Source organism: Citrobacter sp. CK180 (genome assembly GCF_030333655.1).
GTDB lineage: Bacteria > Pseudomonadota > Gammaproteobacteria > Enterobacterales > Enterobacteriaceae > Citrobacter_B > Citrobacter_B koseri.
Map to the genome: position 1 here is coordinate 34,658 of NZ_JAOWFM010000037.1, position 18,614 is coordinate 53,271.

Below are 18,614 nucleotides of genomic sequence, written 5' to 3' on the forward strand. Positions count from 1 at the left end.
GAAATGAAAAAGCAGTTAGTTATCAGTCTACTGGCGCTGTTTTTGTCGGGCTGCGAAAGCCCGGCGTTGCTGGTGAAAAAAGACGATGCGGCGTATGCGCCGCCGGAAGATATCGTGGTGCCTGAAACGCAGGTGCGCGGCGGTGGGTTATATAACGGCAACTACAACTGGTCGTTAACCCAGGATCGCCGGGCTTATCGCGTAGGCGACATCCTGACCGTTAAGCTGGATGAGTCTACTCAGGCCAGCAAGCAGGCGCGCACTAACTTTGGTAAGAAAAACGATGTTTCCCTGGGGATACCGGAAGCATTCGGCCATTCAATCGATAAGCTTTCCGGCTCGATTGACGGCAACCGAAACTTTAACGGTAATGCCACCTCGCAGCAGCAAAACAGTCTGCGCGGCGCGATCACCGTTGCGGTTTATAAAGTGTTGCCAAACGGCGTGCTGGCGATTCGCGGGGAGAAATGGCTTACCCTCAACCAGGGGGATGAGTATATGCGGGTGACGGGCCTGGTGCGCGCGGAAGATATCGAACGCGACAACTCCGTCTCTTCACAGCGAATCGCCAATGCCCGTATCTCCTATGCCGGACGCGGCGCGCTCAGCGACGCGAATGCGGCAGGCTGGCTGACCCGCTTCTTCAACCACCCGCTGTTCCCAATTTAATGGAGGCCATGATGCGTAAACTGGCACTCTTTTTCCTGCTGATTTGCAGCATGAACGCGGCGGCGCAGCGTCTTGGCGATGTGGTCGATATTCAGGGCGTGCGCGGCAACCAGCTGGTGGGCTACAGCCTGGTTGTGGGGCTTGACGGTACAGGGGATAAAAACCAGGTCAAGTTCACCAGCCAGTCCGTTACCAACATGCTGCGCCAGTTTGGCGTGCAATTGCCTGCGAAGATTGATCCGAAGGTGAAGAACGTCGCGGCCGTGGCGATTAGCGCCACGCTGCCGCCGGGCTATGCGCGTGGGCAAAGTATTGATGTAACCGTCTCCTCGATTGGCGATGCGAAAAGCCTGCGTGGCGGTACGCTGCTGCTGACTCAACTGCGCGGTGCCGATGGCGAAGTGTATGCGTTGGCACAGGGGAATGTGGTGGTAGGCGGCGTGAAAGCCGAGGGCAACAGCGGCTCCAGCGTGACCATCAACACCGCGACCGTTGGCCGTGTGCCAAACGGCGGCTCGGTGGAGCGCGAAGTGCCGAGCGATTTCCAGCAGGAGCCGGTGGTGATGCTGAACCTGAAACGTCCCAGCTTTAAGACTGCCAACAGCGTCGCAGTCGCGCTGAACAACGCCTTTGGTTCCGGCACGGCGACCGCGCAAAGCGCGACTAACGTGGCGGTACGTGCGCCGATGGGCGCGGGCGATCGGGTGGCCTTTATGTCCTCTCTGGAAGATGTGCAGATTAACGCCGGTAAACAGCCGCCACGCGTGGTGTTCAACGCCCGAACGGGAACGGTGGTCATTGGCGATGGCGTAGTGGTGCGCGCTGCGGCGGTATCACACGGCAACCTGACCGTCACCATCCGCGAATCGTCGAACGTCAGCCAGCCTGGCGCATTCAGCCAGGGAAGAACGGTTGTCACGCCGGAAAGCGACGTCAATGTTAACCGTGGCCGGGGTCAGATGGTGACTATTGCGGCAGGAACCAGCCTGCGCAGCATCGTGAATACCATTAACAGCCTTGGCGCGGCGCCGGACGACACGATGGCTATCTTACAGGCGCTGCATGAAGCTGGCGCGCTGGATGCTGAACTGGTCGTGATTTAAGGAAATACCATGCTGAATGCCATTAACCGACAAACCGCGATTCTGCCCGGCGATCTCTCCGGGCAGGTAAAGCCGCAGAATCTTGAACAGGCCGCCGAACAGTTTGAGGCGCTGATGCTGCGTTCCATGCTGTCGCAAATGCGCAAGGCGTCCGATGTGCTGGGGGAAGACAACCCTTTCAACAGCAAACAGCAGCGGATGATGCGTGATTTTTACGATGACCGACTGGCGTCTGACCTGGCGTCTCAGCGCAGCACCGGGATTACCCAGATGATCATCAACCAGCTTTCGCCGCAGGTGAATACGCCGCTTAAGAAAACGGATGAAATGACCGCTTTAGAAGAGCAACCGAAAGAACTTAAAACGCCTGTGGTTCCGGTAATGCGCGGGCAGGAGTAAGCCATGAGTATGATTAATATTGCCTTCAGCGGTTTGCAGGCAGCCCAGGTGGGCATGAATGTCACCTCGATGAACATCGCTAACCTGCTGACGCCGGGGTACAGCCGCCAGGGCATTATCCAAAGCTCCATCGGCCCAATGGGGGAAGCGGGTTTTACCGCCGGGAACGGGGTACAGGTCGACAGTATTCGCCGCATCTCCAGTCAGTATCTGGTTAATCAGGTGTGGCAGACCAACTCGAAAGCCAGCTATTTCGAAACCGGAAATCAATATATTGGCGCGCTGGAACAGGTGATCGGCACCGACTCTACCAGTCTTGGTAACGGGCTGGATGATTTTGTCAGCGCCCTGAGCGCATTGACCCAGACGCCGGAATCCCCGGCGCTGCGTCAGCAGCTTATTAACCAGGCGGGCGCGCTGGCGACCCGTTTCAATAACGTTAACAACTTCATCTCCAGCCAGAAAGAGTCGATCAACACCCAGCGCAACGCGATGGTTGACCAGATCAACACCCTGAGTACCAGTATTGCGGACTACAACAAAAAAATTACCGACATGGAGTCAACCGGCGGTAACAGCAGCGTACTGCGCGATCAGCGTGATGAACTGGTAAAACAGTTAAGTACGCTGGCGGACGTGAAGGTGACGGACGATGGTTCCAGCGGGTACACCGTCTCAATGGCGAATGGTCAGCCGCTGGTGAGCGGTAAGGTCGCCGGGCAGCTCAGCGCGGGGCAGGACGCCAACGGCAACTCCACGCTGACGCTGAAATTTTCCACCAGCGAGTTCACGCTGAACCCGTCGGCGGGCGGTCAACTTGGCGCGCTGTATGATTATGAAACCGGCACCCTCCAACAGATGAAAGATTCGGTGCAAGGGATGGCGGAATCGGTGGCAAAACTGTTTAACGATCAGCTGGCGAAGGGCTATGACCTGAATGGCAATTCAGGCAAGCCGCTGTTTACTTTCGATCCGAGCAATCCTGCGGGCATGTTGCAGGTGACGGACCTGAAGCCTGAAGAACTGGCGCTGTCCGGCATCCAGGCCGACGACGGCACGGGCGTACCGGGCAACGGTGATAACCTGAAGGCGCTGATCGAACTGAAAAACCAGAAAACGGATATTCCGGGTCTGGGAAATATGAGTCTGAGCGAAGGGGCGGCGGCGATCATTTCCACTATCGGTATTGCCAGTAAGCAGAGCAAAACAGAAATGGAAGCGGCGTCGACGGTGCGCGACCAGGCGCAGAATCAGCGCGATAACCTGAGCGCGGTAAACCAGGATGAAGAGGCGATTAATCTACAGATCTACATGCAGGCTTACCAGTCGAACATGAAGGTGATCTCCACCGGAAATCAGATCTTCAGCGACCTGCTGGGGATGTTTTAAGCGCCATCAGAGAATTTAAATTATGCGTATTAGTAGTCTTTACAACTCAAATGCCATGCTGGCGCAATTAGGCGTTAACGGCACGCGTATCAGTAAGTTGATGGAGCAGATGTCGACGCAAAAGCGCATTAATGTGCCGTCTGACGATCCTGTTTCCGCAAGTCGTCTGGTGCAACTGAACCGTGAGCAGTCTGCGATTAAACAGTATCAGAGCAATATTTCCAGCCTGAGCGGCGCGCTGTCGATTCAGGAGTCGAACATCACCGCGCTCAGTAACCAGATGCTGGCGGTCGGCGATAAGCTGAAGCTGGCGAATAACAGTACGCTCAGCCAGAAAGATATGGCGGGTTACGGCATGGAGCTTTCTTCAATGCTGGATTCGCTGGTCGCCACCCTGAACGCTAAAAATGAAAACGGCAGCTATCTGTTTTCCGGCACGCAGACCGACAGCCAGACGGTAACGTGGGATGAGGCGAAAGGGCAGTATGTGTATGGCGGCAATGACAGCAGCCGCGAAACGATTGTTGCGAACGGCGTCTCTATTACGGAAAACACCCATGTTGCTCAGGCATTCTCCGGTTCAGGAAACGACCTTGAGATGCTGAATAAATTGAAAGCGCTCAGCGACAAAATGCAGGACCCGAACGCGAATTACGCTGACTATAAAGACGAACTGGAGGAGATGATCGGTGTCGCGCAAAATACCAGCGATAACATCTCCAGCCTCTTCACCGATCTTGGCGGCCGTCAGAACCGCCTGACGCTGCTCAGCGATGCGCACAGCGATGTCAGCCTTGCGAACGATCAGGTTGTACGGGACCTGTCCGAAACGGACTGGGCGACCACCAGTATCAACCTGCAACTGTATACGCAGTCGGTGCAGATCACTAATAAGGCTTACAGTATGGTGAGTCAGCTTAACTTGTTTAGTCTGTTGTAATTGTTATGCAGGTAGGTTTAAAAACAACGTCCCTTACGACTTCCGCGCCCGCAACCGGGCGCGGAAGCATTGATGCTCCGCAAACGGTCGGCCGCGTCAACGCGCCAGAAATCACCGCGACCCGCAATGCGTTCCCCGAATCGGCGCTGTTGTCCCGCCGTCCGATGCGCTACAACGTACAGCTAAATCAACAACTCACGGCAGTGCAGCAGGCTGACAGCTATCTGGCGCAGACGGAAACACAATTGTTGCAGGTGCGTCAGTCGTCGCTTCGCGGCGATGCGACGCAGCCGGCGAATACGCTGCAAAAACATTTGATGCGTCGGACGCAGCTTTCCGGCGGCACTGTCGATCGCCATCTGACCGCGTCGCTGGAGCAAAAAAGCACGGTTAACTTTACGCTTCCCGGCAGTGAGAGGCTTCTCAGCCAGCCGGGGGGAGAAACGCTGGTATTTTCACTGGGCGGGCGACAGCGTGAGATGACCGCCATTTCTTTGCCGGAAGAGGCGACGCCGCGTCAGACGTTGACCCAGTTGAATGTGGGGCTGGGCCGTCTGGGGATTCATGCGCGTCAGACGGCAAACGGGCAACTGATGTTCAGCGTGGATGAAAGCCGTTGGGAGCGGGTCAGCCAACAGCTCACCGTGCGCGGAGAGGGCAGGCATTTCCCCGCCGATGCGTTTACGTTGCTCACGCCACAGGCGGAAACGGCAAGCAGCGATGAGGTTGTTTCGCTGGCGACGCGTCGGGAAAGGGAAAGCCAGGTAAAGCTGCAAAATACGCTGGAGCACATTACCACCCAGCGCAGCAGGCTTCGTCAACAGCAGGAGCGCGTGGCGTCGCGCATCAATGATATGGCGACGGTATACAGCCCGGCGCAGGCCCGGGAAACCGCGCGCGGCCTGGGAGAGGCGCTGGCGAGCAGCGCCAGTAGCTACAGCACCCTCTCCAGGGCGCTGGGCGCGCAGGCCAACGTCAGGCTGGCGACGGTAAAAAATTTGCTGGGGTGATTATCGTAACCGGAAGCGGGCCTCCGCCTCCGGTTTTGACTTACTGCTGGATGGGGTAGAGAAAAATCGACCCACTTTGCCCTACTACCAACGGTTGCCCGTTAAATGCCAGCGGCTCCATCCAGAAATTGGTGTTCATCAACATATCGACCAGACCATCTATCATCAGCCCCTTGTGCGTGGTGGTGTAGTAGATGGGCGTCAGGTAAAAATAGAGTTTGCCGTTTTTCCCTGACGTCGGCGTAAATTTTTCCTTTAGTACGAAACGATTGTCATCAGGGCTGGTAATGGTCGCCAGAATGGTGCCTTTCGTTGTTTTCATCCGTGAATTATAAATTTCTTTCGTCTGCGACATCAGGTCATAGAAACCAAGCTGGAAAGTCCCTTCCACATCCGTATTGGGGCGCTCTGCGCCGCCTGTGAGGGCACTGGTGCCGAATGCGATGGCGAGAAGCACGGAAATACTCAACAAAATCACAAGATTAACTTTCTTTGCATGTTGCCATTTCATTCAGTTTTCTCCGGGTTTCACGCATAATCAGGTTGTTCAGCCGTGTCGGATCGATACGCCAGTGATAAATCGTCATCGCTAACTGCTTTTTGTCGCACTGGCTGGTAAGGGCGAACGTGTAGTTCAGCGATGAATTGGTGATGCTAAAGTAGACGCTCATCCTGACTGACTGCATTTTGATCTGCTGATTAATGGTATAAAAAGTGTCTTTCAGCTTGGTGTACAAGTTATTGGCGTCATAAGACGGCTCGCTGCTCGTCCCAATGGAATACAGGTTGATGTTGCTGTAAACGTTAGGCTGTATCTCCTGGGCGACCAGATGTTCATGACCTTTCAGTTTCATGTACCAGCCGGTAAAGAGTATGCTGCCGATCGCCGTCAGCGCGAGCAGTAAAAACACGGTGGTCCAGTGGATGGATTTTTTCACTGGCCTGGTCGTTGCAGGCGGCGTTACGCGGACGATATCGTTCACTTGTTCCGCGACAGGAAGTGACGTCTCGTCGACAACCTCATATTCCCCGGCTAAATCGGAGGGGGCGTTTTCTTCCAGCGGAAGATGATTTTCTTCGGGATCGCGAACCTCGCTCTCTTCTTTTTCGATAAAGCAGCAATAATCAGGCTCAAGCAAATACCCTTTTTTAGGGATGGTTTTGATGATTTTTTGCTTTTTGCCGTCGTCTTCCAGTGCCGTACGCAGCGCGTGGATGGCATTGGGCAGACTGTTATTACCGATGACGCGGCGTTCCCAGACCAGCGTGGTGAGTTCTTCACGCGTAAAGATCTTTCCCGCATCTTGCATGAGCGTTTCAAGGAGCTTGAGTTGATATTCTCCCAGACGTTTACGTTCCCCTGTTGTTAAATGGAGAATAGATCCCGAGGGGATATCAACCAGCCAGTTATTAACGGAGTAATAGCGTTTATTCATTTATTCATCGATGGATATACCACCCCAGTAAATGCAACGGCTAAATATCGCAAGAAAATATAGCCTGAACACGGATGTTGACTATCTGTTAATTCCATTTGAAATTCTTAATGAATGCCGCTTGCCTGCGGGAGGTGAGGAAACGAAAAGCGCTTTTGCCGATGACTGAGTTTGTTTTTCAGCCTGAACAGCACTCAGAAACAAGACACCAGCGGCCTGCTGTTGTTCTGATTATCGCGGAATCATCTTTTCCTGGCGCTCTTTTTACGCGATAAAAATGTGATGTGCAACCTCATTTGCAGTGAAAGATTCGCCTTATTATTAATTCTTCTGATTAAAAGTTAATCGAAATAGTTAAAAGATCCTTATGTAAAATCAGGCCCTGCGAATGTGAAAAATTTGTGTTCATTAATCTCCTTTCATGGGGTGTGGGTATATTTTTTGGCAGATTAAAACAATAAACAAGAAAAAATAAAGGAGCGGAGTTAATTTTTTTATCGTTTGTGTCGCCTGATTGCATAATTATGGGGTTGGTTTTATTGCCGGGCTAAAGGTGGTTTATTGAGGATGGTATAATAAGAATAATTAATTGGATATTTTTCGTCTTGAAAAAAGAGGGTGACAAATCTTTAAATAAATTTTCATTAAATGAATTTAATTTTTCGTTGTGGTGGGTCGTTTTTATCAGTCAGCAACGACAAGAACCTGATAAAACAGACAGGTAATCCAAGGAGAAATATATTATGTCGCTTTCGATTTTCACCAGTGCTTCTTCTATGGCATCCACCAATGCCCTGAATAAATCCAACAATCTGCTGTCCACCGCAATGGAGCGTCTGGGCACCGGCAAACGCATCAACTCCGCAGCGGACGATGCGGCCGGCTTGCAGATTGCCACTCGCCTTCAGGGTCAGACCAACGGCATGGCCGTTGCGCAGCGTAACATCTCTGATGCCACCGCACTGCTGCAAACCGCAGAAGGCGCGTTCGACGAAGTGAGCAACATCATGTACCGCATGAAAGATCTCGCCACCCAGGCAGCGAACGACACCAACACCACCAAAGACCGTGATGCCATCAACGCTGAAATGAACGACCTGAATGCCGAACTGAAAAACATCATGGGCAACACGTCTTATGCAGGCGATAAATTATTCGGTACTGGCGGTAAATTTGCCGATTCCCTGAACTTCCAGATTGGTTCTTCCTCTGGAGAAACCATGACCGTGAGCCTGGGTGATGAACTGGGCGGTACAGCGAGTGGCCTGTTTAGCGCTTCTGGTTTCTCGGGTATCGGTGACTGGAACAACACCGCTTCCGGTATCAACATCGGGAGCGCCTCCGACGCTACGGCGATGATGAACTCTCTGGAAACGGCGCTGAATGACGTCGGCGCCGTGCGCTCCAAAATGGGTGCGAGCATTAACCGTCTGGGCCACACCGCGGCCAACCTGGCAAACATGAAAGACAACACCGATCTGGCGCTAAGCAATATTCAGGATGCGGACTTCGCCAGCGAAGCCTCCTCCATGACGCGTAACCAGATGCTGGCGCAGACCAGCATGTCCATGCTGAAACAGTCCAACAGCATGTCCAGCATGGTGATGTCTCTGCTGGGTTAACAGTAAGCCGCCGCTTGCCTGGAAAGGCAGGCGATGTGTTCTTATGACGCTGCATCCTGCACGGGGTGCGGCTTTTTTTGTGTCTGCTGTTGCCGTGCAGCTCCTTTTGCCGTCTTTCTTCGCCATTTTTTTCCCCGGGTTGCCTGAAAAATGGTCATTCGAACGTCGTCGGATTTAATTTTCGAAATGGATGTGTCGTTTTGAATCAGTACAACGAATGAATGACCTGAATGAATAACCTGAATGAATAAGGAATATCTATGTCGCTTTCTATTTTCACCAGCGCTTCTTCCATGGCATCCACCAATGCCCTGAATAAATCCAACAATCTGCTGTCCACCGCAATGGAACGTCTGGGTACTGGCAAGCGTATTAACTCCGCAGCGGACGATGCGGCGGGTCTACAGATTGCCACCCGTTTGCAGGGCCAGACCAACGGCATGGCCGTTGCACAGCGCAACATCTCTGATGCCACTGCGCTGCTACAGACCTCCGAAGGTGCGTTCGACGAAGTGAGCAACATCATGTACCGCATGAAAGACCTTGCCACCCAGGCAGCGAACGACACCAACACCACCAAAGACCGCGATGCCATCAACGCCGAGCTGAACGACCTGAACTCTGAGTTGCAGAACATCATGAATAACACCTCCTATGCAGGTGACAAACTGTTCGGCGCTTCCGGTAAGTTTGGCGAAGCGATGAACTTCCAGATTGGCTCTTCCACCGATGAAACCATGCAGGTTGATCTGTCTAAAGAGCTGAAAGGTTCTGGCACCGACTCGCTGATTGATGCCAGCGGCGGTTTTGGCACGATTAGCGATATAGGCAGCAGCTACTACTCGGCCAGCGGCATCAACATTACTGACGCTGCCGGCGCGAAAGATCTGATGAACAACCTGGAAACTACGCTGAATGACGTCGGCGCCGTGCGTTCCAAAATGGGTGCGAGCATTAACCGCCTGGGCCACACCGCGGCTAACCTGGCGAACATGAAAGACAACACCGATCTGGCGCTGAGCAACATTCAGGATGCGGACTTCGCCAGCGAAGCCTCCTCTATGACCCGTAACCAGATGCTGGCGCAAACCAGCATGTCCATGCTGAAACAGTCCAACAGCATGTCCAGCATGGTGATGTCTCTGCTGGGTTAATCCTTCGCGGATATCTGCCCCTAAAACACCGCTGTATGGCGGTGTTTTTGTATCCGGCAATGCGCTTCCTTCTGCCGGAAATTGCGGAAGGGGACATTCCTCCTCTTACGTAACTCATTGATAAATACTTATTAAAAAATTGGCACGATAGTTGCTTTATCTACTGTATGTTGAAAGCGGCGCGCGTGCCCGGAGAAACCCACTATGTCTGATTTTGATCCAACGACACTGGCCACACAGTTGGCAGGCTATGACATTCTTGCGCTGCAAACCTCGCTGAAATCACAGACTTCCACGCTGGAAGCGCAGAAAAAAGCGCTTTCCTCGCTGCGTACCGCCCTGTCGGATTTCCGTTCGGCAATCACCGGGCTGAATTCCTCCAGCACCAGCGTGCTGAAAAATACCGCGACCATGAACCAGGAAGGGATCGCGACCATCACCGCCAGCGCGTCTGCCCGTAAAGGGACATACAGCCTGAACGTCACCCAACTGGCTTCTGCGCAGCAGAAAGGGTTTGACGGGCTTGATGATGAGGCGATTAAAAACGCCAGCGGTACGCTGAAGATCAATCTCAACGGCGAGAGCCTTGAAATTGAGATGGATGATTTAGACAGCCTCGCTGATTTTGCCGACGCCATCAATAATGCGGATTTCCCGAGCGCGTCTGACACCGCGACCTCTGACGACGGTCAGAACGGCGTTACCGCTTCGCTGATGCGTATTGATGGCAAGGTGACGCTGATGATGAGCAGCTATCAGAGCGGCGAGAAATACGATATTCAGCTGGATACCAGCGGCATGACCAACGGTCAGGATATCTTTAATGGCGAGAATGTGATTACCGCCGGTAAAGATGCCAAATTCACCGTTGGCGATTCCAGCACCGTTTACTCCAGCAGCTCCAATACCCTGGATAACCTGGTAGACGGCGTTTCGATCAAACTGACCGGCACCACCGAAGCCAACAAGCCGCTGGTTATTTCAGTCGACACGGATGCCACGGGGACAAAGGAGCAAATCCAGGCCTTTATCGATGCCTATAACACGTTGCAGGACACCATCTCCGGGCTGACGGCGACCGGCAGCAGCTCTGATTCGCGCGGCGCGTTTGCCGGTGATGCCAGTATCTCCTCGTTAACCAACGATCTGAGCAACATGCTGCGCGGCACCTTCGGCGATCAAAACATGACGAAGTTCGGCATTACTGCCGACAAAGACGGCAAGCTGTCGATCGACGCCGACACGCTCAATGAGCAACTGAAATCAAATCCGCAATCGGTCGCTGATTTCTTCAACGGGAATAACGGGCTGATTAAAGCGATGGATAAATCGCTGGATAAATACCTGAACACCAGCACCGGTTTATTAAAAGGTCGCCAGGAAACGCTCGACAGACAGCAGCGCGACATCGACACCAAAACCGAAAAAATGAACACGCGTTATGAGTCCTCCTATAACCGCTATCTGAAGCAGTTCACGCAGTTACAGTCGATCATGACGCAGATGAATAACACCATGAGTATGTTTAGCTAATTCTTAGGGAATTTAACTTTCAATGTACGGTAACGAGCAGGAAGGCTTCGGCCTCTATCACCAATCTGACCTGGCGATTCAGGCCGCAGCAGCGAATCCGCATCAGTTAGTGCTGATGTTGTTCAATGGCCTGATGGACGAACTGGTACGCGCGAAAAGCCATATTGCGGCGCGTCGCTACGAACGTAAGGCGCAAAGCATTAATAAATGCATCGACATCCTGAACGCGCTGACCAGCGCGCTGGATTTTGAAAAAGGCGGCGAGCTGGCATTAAGTCTGGCGAATCTTTATGACTACTGCGTTTACCGCCTCTATGACGCCAGCCACAAGCTGTCTGTCGAAAATATTGAAGAGGTGGAAGTTATCCTCGGCAATATTCAGGACGGCTGGGAAAAAATGGGTCAGGGAACATGAGCTATGCGTTGACGATGCGAACGCTGATGCAGGCGTTACGCCAGGCCGCAGCCGACCATAACTGGTCTGCCGTACGGAATGTTGACCTGAAGATTGCTGAATTGCTTACCGCTGTCCGGGGTAAACCCCTGGACGCGGCAGACAGCAAAGCCCTGGACGAGCTGCGGGAGATTCACCGTCAGGTGCGCGATTACTGTCAGGGGCAGAGCGACATTATCGCGAACAAAATGGCGCTCGCCATGCGCAATCGTGAAGGTGCGACGGCGTATGCCGCGTTTATGGACGCAGAGGATATGGGGTAATGGATATTCTCAATCTTTCTCAAAATGCGGGGCACGCTTCCGGTTTGCCGATGCAGGTGGAGACGATCGCCGGGCAGAGCGGCGCTCAGTCATCTGCCGGGCAGACGCAGCCAGGATTCAACGATGCGTTGATGAATGTTGTCAGCACGCTGATGGGCGGGCAGGGCAAAAATGCCCTGGGGATTACCGTCAGCGCGCAGCCGGTGAGCGTGCAGGACGAGGACGATACGGGCGATCGGCATCAGAAGGATGCCTCTCCGTTGAAAGACGATGCGCAACAGCAGCTGTTGCAGGCGCTGTTGATGACCGGGCAGATGCCGGTTAAACCCGTCAGCTACGCGGGTCGTTCGCAAAACGAGATGAATGCGCTGACGTTGCAGACGCAGCCGTTACTGGCGGGACAGTTGCAGGAGAAGGGGACGTTATCGCCAATGCTGCGCCCGACGCTGGCGGCAGGGGTTAACGTAACGCCTGCGACCGAGTCGCCGCAGACGCCAACCGCAGGGTTGCAGCACATTACGCCGCAGCTTATGACCGCAGTCGCTGTGGCGACGCCGACAGTGAATGCGCAGCCGGTCTCCGTTGTCTCCACGACGCCAACGGCGGCGGTGACGCCTGATGCAATGTCTGCGCATACCTCGACATTAAAACTTGATACGGAAACCTCCCGCTGGACGCAGCAGTTGCAAAGCGCGTTGGGCGATCGTCTGCAACTTCAGGTGAAGAACCAGATCCAGCACGCCACTATCCGTCTCGATCCGCCTGAAATGGGCAAGATCGACATCTCGTTGCAGCTTGATAACGGGCGCGTACAGGTACAAATCAACGCCAGCCATGCTGAGGTCTATCGTGCGCTTCAGCAAACGAGCAACGATCTGCGCCAGAGCCTGACCGAACAGAACTTTGTTCAGGTAAACGTGCAGGTCTCCTCTCAGTCAGGGCAGCAGCAGGGCAAAGAACAGCAGTTCGCACAACAACACGCCATCATTCAGGCGGGAGATGAGATCGCGGCAGGTCTGCCGGAATCAGAAAGCACCCGCCGTGAAGATGATTCGGTATTACTGACCGTTTAACAAAAAGACATTTATGAACGCAAAAACAATCTCCTTTGGGCTGGCGATCGCTTTGGTTACCGCTTTACTGACGGCATGTTTAACCGTTGCCGGCACCTGGCTACTTCGCGCGGACACGGCATCGGAGAGCAATCCGTTGACGAGCTTATTTAAATCCTCCACGCCGCAACAGGTGGAGTTCGTGGAAATTAAAAACATCCTCATCACCCTGAAAGGGAAAGGTAATGCGGAGCGTTATCTGATGCTGGAACTGAACCTGGCGACCATGAGCGCGGAAAACGCGCGGACGGCGCAAGACATGATCCCTGCGATTCGCGGGGCGACCGTCAATTTGTTTTCTGAAATGGACTATGACGCCGTGCGTGCGCTAAGCGTCAGCAACCTGCACGACAAACTCAAAGCCGCCTATGCCGCCAGATTCGACAGCCTGAAGATGGACGTCCCCTTTGATGACGTCATCATCAGCAAAATGGTCTTCCAGTGATTGATAAGCCGTATTGGACATGATGGATTTTATCGCAAGTGAAACGCTGACGCCTGCGGATGAAGCGCGCTATGTCAGCACGTATCTGCCGCTCGTCAACAAAGTGGTGAAGCAACTCGCTTACCAGACCAGTAGCGTTATTGATCGGGATGATATGGAACAGATCGCGCTAATGGGGTTATTAACCTCGTTGCGCCGTTACGGTCATCCTGATGAGCAGTTTGCCGCTTATGCCATACAACGCGTTCGCGGCGCGGTACTGGATGAGCTGCGGTTGCTTGACTGGCGTCCGCGTCGTTTGCGACAGAAAACGCATAAGCTCAATGACGCGATCCGCGAGATTGCGCGTCAGCTGGGGCGTACGCCCAGCTTTGAGGATATCAGCCACCATCTTTCCATTACGGCTGAAGAGTATCAGGAATATCTCTTACTCGATTGCGCCAAAACGCTGGAGAGTCTCGACGATCTTCTGGGTAATGACGTATATGCGGGGGCGCTGGATAGCCGTCCGCTTGAAGAAGAGATCATCGTCAGCAGAACGCTACGCAACGCGTTGGCGAGTCTTGATGAGCGTGAGCAACTTATTCTCACGCTCTATTACCAGCATGAAATGAGCCTGAAGGAAATTGCGCTGGTCCTCAATTTAACCGAGGCCAGGGTATGTCAGCTCAATAAAATCATTGCGCAAAAAATTCAGTCTTTTTTCCAGAAGTGAAAGGTTTATGCAGAAATTCTTAGGTATTCTCATCATCATGGGGTGTGTTGTCGGCGGCTTTATTTTGTCAGGCGGACACCTCGCCTCATTCTGGCAGCCGGGTGAAATCATCATTATTCTTGGCGCGGGACTGGGGGCGATGGTACTGGCGAACCCCAAAGCGGTGCTGAGCGAAATGTACCGTCAGTTTCGCGGCATTATGCGCAAAAACGAATATACCGATGAGTATCAGCGCCAGCTGCTGATGCTGCTGTATGAACTGCTGGAACTGGTGCAGGACGGCGGTCTGAAGGTGCTGGATGAGCATATCGAAGCACCGGAAAACAGCGCGTTATTCCAGAAATACCCCCTCATGCTGCACGACAAAGCGCTGGTGACGTTCATCTCCGATAACTTCCGCCTGATGGCGATGGGGAAAATCAACGAGCACGAGCTGGAAGGGATTCTCGAACAGGAACTGGTGGCAATGGAAGAGAACCTTCTGCAACCGTCCCGCTCTTTGCAACGTACTGCGGAAGCGATGCCTGGATTCGGCATCTGCGCGGCGGTACTTGGCATCATCATTACCATGCAATCCATTGACGGCTCGATTGCGGTCATCGGCGTGAAGGTTGCGGCCGCTCTGGTGGGAACCTTCCTCGGCGTATTCTTCTGTTACTGCCTGATGGACCCGGTGGCGAACGCCATGGAGCAACGCACCAAAAAGCAAATCTCGGTGCTGGAGTGCGTGCGTACCGTACTGGTGAACCACGTTGCCGGTAAGCCGACGCTGCTGGCGGTCGATGCCGGGCGCAAAATGCTGCCGATGGACACGAAACCGACATTCGCGACGCTGGACGGTTGGGTAAACCAGATGATGGGTGATGCCTGATGCGTAACCGCAGCAAAGAACATACCACGATCATCAAACGCTCCTCGCGTAAAAGCCATGATGAATTTCATGGCGGCGCCTGGAAAGTGGCCTTCGCAGACTTCACGCTGGCAATGATGGCGCTGTTTATGGTGCTGTGGATCATGGGCGCGGTAACGGAAGAAGAACGTAAAGAGATTGTCTCCATGCTTAATGGCGAGTCGGTCTTTGAAGGCAACTCATTAACGCCCATTACGCAAAAAGAGGGGCAGGGCGGGCAGCTTTCGCTGATTGACAGCCGTCATCCGAAAACGCCTAAACCGTCGAAAACGGCAGAGTCGTCAAAACCGTTGACCGATGCGGAGAAGCAGATTGCTCAGCAGGCGAAACAGACGGAAAGCCTGGACGACGTGAACGCCCGCTCGCGTAATGAGATTGAAGATCTGGCGCGCATTATCATGAAAATCACCTCGACGTACGATGCGCAAGCCAACCTGAAAATGGAAATTGTGCCGCAGGGGCTGCGTATTCTGGTCTCGGACGATCAAAAACGCGAGATGTTCCAGCGCAGTAGCGCAATCCTGACGCCGTTTTTCAAACGCTTACTGACGGAGTTCGCGCCGGAACTGAACAAGATTGACAACAAGATCATCATCACCGGCCATACCGATGCCACGCGTTTTCGCGATCAGGTGCTTTATAACAACTGGAACTTGTCCGGCGAACGCGCCATGCAGGCGCGGGCGGTTCTGACCACCGGGGGGCTGGATCAAAGCAAAATTCTGCAAGTGAGCGGCATGGCGGATCAGATGTTGCTTGACCCGCAACATCCGCTGAGTTCCGCGAACCGCCGCATTGAAATTATGGTGCTGACGCATTCCGCCAGTGATTCTCTGTACCAGTTCTTTGGGCAGCATGGCGAAAAAGTCATTAAACCGCTGACCGATAAACTGACGAAAAACCATTGATCAGATCGTTATTGCTGTGAAACGTTTCATCCGTTCTGTCCGTTTTGTACCTGCCCGGCATGTTCTGTGCCGCCAGGTACCTTTTTTTTCTCTCATCCTGTTATTGCTGATGCCGACGGGCTACAGCATCGCAAAGCCGAAGCCTGTAGAAGCGGGTATGACGCAGCAGGAAAACGCGTTGCAGATGCGGAAAAAAAATCGCGAGCGGCTGATGGCGAAAGTGAAAAAACGGACTGCCGTCGTACCGTTAACGCCGGAACAAAAGCAGCGGGAAACGGCGCAAAAACTGGCTGACCGCACTAAAAACCGCGAGATGCTGGCAATGCATGCTCGCTGGCAGCCCGGTAGCCTGGGCGGCTCTGACACACTGTGGAGTCAGGCGCGCAAAGGGAAGGACAAAACGGGGCGCATCAGCCCGAAACTGGCGTCCCGATTACATACCGTCATCAAGCGTCTGGAAGACCAGTTAGGTAAGCCCTATGTCTGGGGCGGTAAAAATCCGCTGGAAGGATTTGATTGCAGTGGCCTGGTTTTCTACGCCTTCAATCATGTGCTGGAGCGCAAGCTACCCCGCACGGCAAACGGCATGTATCAGGACCCCACTCTTAAACATATTCGCGTAGATAAACTCCGTCGCGGCGATCTGGTGTTTTTTAACATTAACCAGCGACCGGGCGCCGACCATGTTGGCGTCTACCTTGGAAACGATGAGTTTATTGAGGCCCCGCGTAGCGGGCTAAATATCCGCATTAGCCAGCTTTCAGATGATTTCTGGCAATCGCATTACCTCGGCGCTCGCCGCATTCTGACGGAAGAGGCGACGCTGTAAAAATGACCCTTAGATTGAGTTAAAACCCATGACCGCAACACGTATGAAATTCGCCATTGATGATGGCTCGACCAATGTAAAAATTAGCTGGATTGAAAACGGTACGCTGAAGACCGTTGTTTCGCCGAACTCCTTCCGTAAGGACTGGAAAAGCGCGGCGCTGCTGCGTGGCCAGTCGGTATACAACTACACCATCGGCACCACGAAATACACCTATGATGCGACCTCGGATAAAGCGCTTTCCACGACGCACATCGAATACCAGTATGATGATTTGAATCTGCTGGCGGTTCATCATGCGCTGCTGCAAACCGGCCTGACGCCGCGTGACGTTGAAGTTATCGTCACACTGCCGATTACGCAATTCTACAAGCCGGACGATTGCCAGCGTAACGATGAGCGCATCGAAGCGAAACGTCGCAACCTGATGCGTGAGATCTCGCTGAATAAAGGCGAGCTGTTCCGTATCGTTGATGTGCATGTTATGCCGGAGAGCCTGCCTGCGGCGCTGTCGCATCTGCTTAACTCCAACGTGAATGAATTCACCAAGTCGCTGGTCATCGACTGCGGCGGGACAACGCTGGACATGGGGGTGATTGTCGGCGAGTTTGACGATGTTTCCGCAATTTACGGCAACAACGAAATCGGCGTGGCGATGGTGACGGACGCCACGCGTAAATTACTGGCGGCGGCGGACAGCGACTCCAGCTACCTGGTGGCGAACGAGCTGATCAAGCGTCGCAACGATCTGGATTTTGTCAGAAGCGTCATTAACGATGAATCGCGGATTGACGAGATCCTTGAACGGATCGAGATCAAGATTCAGGAACTTGGCGATCAGGTGGCTTATGAAGCGAAGAAATTCGCTAAAAACCCTAACCGCGTTTATCTGGTCGGCGGCGGCGCGCATCTGATCGAATCCGCTCTGCGTCAGGCCTATTCGACGCTCGGCGAACGCGTGGTGACGCTCGACAACCCGCAAAGCGCGCTCTCTCGCGAGATCTGCCTGTACCATGCTGAGTCAGGCGTTGAGCAGATTGATTCGCCGCAAATGGTTGAGGTAGGCGACGATGAGTAACAGGCAGATCCGCCGTGTTAACCTCTCATTGCATTTGTCGCCAGAGCGATCGCGCGCGGATTTGCGCGCGATGCTGCAACTAAAAAAATGGTATGGCGCAGTGCAGCGGGACGGGAGCGACGTCAATGACGCCAACATGGAGATCCGCCAGTTTCATCGCAATATCTATCTGTCCGGCCTGCAATTGCATCTTCTCAACCCGCAATTGTGCAGCCATGTTGCAGAATCCCTGAGCCGGGAAGGTTTGAGCCTCGAATCCCTTTGCGCGGAATTGCAGGAGAGCAATTTGCTGCCCGTCGCCCTCATGACCGGCGATGGCGATGCAGAAAAAGAGAAAGACTTCAGCGAACAGCAGCTGGCGCAAATGCGTACGCTGATGGCGCAGACCCTGCAAAAACAGCAGGTTGCCGCAGCGCCATCGGATAACACGCAGCATGAGGAGACGGCAAAACTGCGCGAAGAGGTTGCCCAGCTCAAAGTCTTGCTGGAACAGCAGCATCTGCTGTTGCAACAGCTGCGCGTGACGGGGCGCACGTCAGCGGCGGAACCGGCTAAATCCGTAAATGCTGAAGAAGTCGATCTCAGTACCGTAGACGCGCCGACGCAGAAGATGAGTAAAGTGCGTCAGAAAGGGATCTTTTAGAC

At 53.6% G+C, this 18,614-nt stretch carries 21 protein-coding genes; 19 read left to right on the plus strand and 2 right to left on the minus strand.

Annotated elements, in window-relative coordinates:
* The first annotated feature begins 3 nt into the window (after positions 1 to 3).
* The 6 genes from flgH to OGV50_RS05705 are packed head-to-tail and all read left to right on the plus strand — an operon-like array spanning position 4 to position 5,510.
* Positions 4 to 669, plus strand: coding sequence for a flagellar basal body L-ring protein FlgH (gene flgH / locus OGV50_RS05680; protein WP_012133695.1), 666 nt, complete (start codon positions 4 to 6; stop codon positions 667 to 669).
* The gene (locus OGV50_RS05685; RefSeq protein WP_012133694.1) at positions 669 to 1,772 is read left to right on the plus strand and encodes a flagellar basal body P-ring protein FlgI; all 1,104 of its coding nucleotides are present in this window, start codon (positions 669 to 671) and stop codon (positions 1,770 to 1,772) included. The genes flgH and OGV50_RS05685 overlap by 1 nt, the downstream gene beginning before the upstream one ends.
* Positions 1,773 to 1,781: 9 nt before the next feature.
* Complete coding sequence (locus OGV50_RS05690; protein ID WP_012133693.1) at positions 1,782 to 2,171, plus strand: rod-binding protein; 390 nt, start codon at positions 1,782 to 1,784, stop codon at positions 2,169 to 2,171.
* Positions 2,172 to 2,174: 3 nt separating this feature from the next.
* Entirely contained in the window at positions 2,175 to 3,560 is a 1,386-nt protein-coding gene (gene flgK / locus OGV50_RS05695; RefSeq protein ID WP_012133692.1) for a flagellar hook-associated protein FlgK, read from the plus strand.
* A 22-nt stretch (positions 3,561 to 3,582) separates the two neighbouring features.
* Positions 3,583 to 4,500 carry a flagellar hook-associated protein FlgL gene (gene flgL, locus OGV50_RS05700; protein ID WP_075203780.1) on the plus strand — a complete coding sequence of 306 codons (918 nt, stop codon included), beginning with the start codon at positions 3,583 to 3,585 and terminating at the stop codon, positions 4,498 to 4,500.
* A 5-nt stretch (positions 4,501 to 4,505) separates the two neighbouring features.
* Positions 4,506 to 5,510, plus strand: a complete 1,005-nt coding sequence (locus OGV50_RS05705) for a hypothetical protein (RefSeq protein WP_112002451.1) — start codon at positions 4,506 to 4,508, stop codon at positions 5,508 to 5,510.
* A 40-nt stretch (positions 5,511 to 5,550) separates the two neighbouring features.
* On the opposite strand, the gene OGV50_RS05710 is transcribed toward OGV50_RS05705, so the two are convergent.
* Both OGV50_RS05710 and OGV50_RS05715 read right to left on the minus strand, forming a co-directional pair.
* Positions 5,551 to 6,021, minus strand: a complete 471-nt coding sequence (locus OGV50_RS05710; RefSeq protein ID WP_047458624.1) for a hypothetical protein — start codon at positions 6,019 to 6,021, stop codon at positions 5,551 to 5,553.
* The gene (locus OGV50_RS05715) at positions 5,993 to 6,946 is read right to left on the minus strand and encodes a winged helix-turn-helix domain-containing protein (RefSeq protein WP_047458621.1); all 954 of its coding nucleotides are present in this window, start codon (positions 6,944 to 6,946) and stop codon (positions 5,993 to 5,995) included. Before OGV50_RS05715 ends, OGV50_RS05710 begins: the two co-directional genes overlap by 29 nt.
* 743 nt (positions 6,947 to 7,689) lie before the next feature.
* Here OGV50_RS05715 and OGV50_RS05720 point away from each other — a divergent pair.
* The 13 genes from OGV50_RS05720 to OGV50_RS05780 all read left to right on the plus strand — a co-directional run bounded on the left by OGV50_RS05720 (position 7,690) and on the right by OGV50_RS05780 (position 18,612).
* Positions 7,690 to 8,568 carry a flagellin N-terminal helical domain-containing protein gene (locus OGV50_RS05720; RefSeq protein ID WP_024130628.1) on the plus strand — a complete coding sequence of 293 codons (879 nt, stop codon included), beginning with the start codon at positions 7,690 to 7,692 and terminating at the stop codon, positions 8,566 to 8,568.
* 260 nt (positions 8,569 to 8,828) lie between these two features.
* On the plus strand, positions 8,829 to 9,722 hold the full coding sequence (locus OGV50_RS05725; protein WP_071259971.1) for a flagellin N-terminal helical domain-containing protein: 894 nt from the start codon (positions 8,829 to 8,831) through the stop codon (positions 9,720 to 9,722).
* 204 nt (positions 9,723 to 9,926) lie between these two features.
* Positions 9,927 to 11,255 (plus strand): flagellar filament capping protein FliD, encoded by a 1,329-nt coding sequence (fliD, locus tag OGV50_RS05730; protein ID WP_286488379.1) that lies wholly within the window; start codon positions 9,927 to 9,929, stop codon positions 11,253 to 11,255.
* Positions 11,256 to 11,277: 22 nt separating this feature from the next.
* On the plus strand, positions 11,278 to 11,670 hold the full coding sequence (gene fliS / locus OGV50_RS05735; protein WP_012133681.1) for a flagellar export chaperone FliS: 393 nt from the start codon (positions 11,278 to 11,280) through the stop codon (positions 11,668 to 11,670).
* Positions 11,667 to 11,972 carry a hypothetical protein gene (locus OGV50_RS05740; protein ID WP_012133679.1) on the plus strand — a complete coding sequence of 102 codons (306 nt, stop codon included), beginning with the start codon at positions 11,667 to 11,669 and terminating at the stop codon, positions 11,970 to 11,972. Before fliS ends, OGV50_RS05740 begins: the two co-directional genes overlap by 4 nt.
* Entirely contained in the window at positions 11,972 to 13,045 is a 1,074-nt protein-coding gene (locus OGV50_RS05745; RefSeq protein WP_286488380.1) for a flagellar hook-length control protein FliK, read from the plus strand. Before OGV50_RS05740 ends, OGV50_RS05745 begins: the two co-directional genes overlap by 1 nt.
* Before the next feature lie 13 nt (positions 13,046 to 13,058).
* The gene (locus OGV50_RS05750) at positions 13,059 to 13,529 is read left to right on the plus strand and encodes a flagellar basal body-associated FliL family protein (protein ID WP_012133676.1); all 471 of its coding nucleotides are present in this window, start codon (positions 13,059 to 13,061) and stop codon (positions 13,527 to 13,529) included.
* Between the two features lie 19 nt (positions 13,530 to 13,548).
* On the plus strand, positions 13,549 to 14,244 hold the full coding sequence (locus OGV50_RS05755) for a FliA/WhiG family RNA polymerase sigma factor (protein WP_012133675.1): 696 nt from the start codon (positions 13,549 to 13,551) through the stop codon (positions 14,242 to 14,244).
* A gap of 7 nt (positions 14,245 to 14,251) precedes the next feature.
* Positions 14,252 to 15,115: a flagellar motor stator protein MotA gene (motA, locus tag OGV50_RS05760; RefSeq protein ID WP_012133674.1), complete on the plus strand. Its 864-nt coding sequence runs from the start codon at positions 14,252 to 14,254 to the stop codon at positions 15,113 to 15,115.
* Positions 15,115 to 16,062, plus strand: a complete 948-nt coding sequence (gene lafU / locus OGV50_RS05765; RefSeq protein ID WP_104869027.1) for a putative lateral flagellar export/assembly protein LafU — start codon at positions 15,115 to 15,117, stop codon at positions 16,060 to 16,062. Before motA ends, lafU begins: the two co-directional genes overlap by 1 nt.
* A gap of 16 nt (positions 16,063 to 16,078) precedes the next feature.
* Positions 16,079 to 16,891 carry a C40 family peptidase gene (locus OGV50_RS05770; protein WP_024130624.1) on the plus strand — a complete coding sequence of 271 codons (813 nt, stop codon included), beginning with the start codon at positions 16,079 to 16,081 and terminating at the stop codon, positions 16,889 to 16,891.
* 43 nt (positions 16,892 to 16,934) lie between these two features.
* Positions 16,935 to 17,969, plus strand: a complete 1,035-nt coding sequence (gene parM, locus OGV50_RS05775; RefSeq protein WP_196491298.1) for a plasmid segregation protein ParM domain-containing protein — start codon at positions 16,935 to 16,937, stop codon at positions 17,967 to 17,969.
* Positions 17,962 to 18,612 carry a hypothetical protein gene (locus tag OGV50_RS05780; protein ID WP_146235382.1) on the plus strand — a complete coding sequence of 217 codons (651 nt, stop codon included), beginning with the start codon at positions 17,962 to 17,964 and terminating at the stop codon, positions 18,610 to 18,612. Before parM ends, OGV50_RS05780 begins: the two co-directional genes overlap by 8 nt.
* Positions 18,613 to 18,614: the final 2 nt, after the last annotated feature.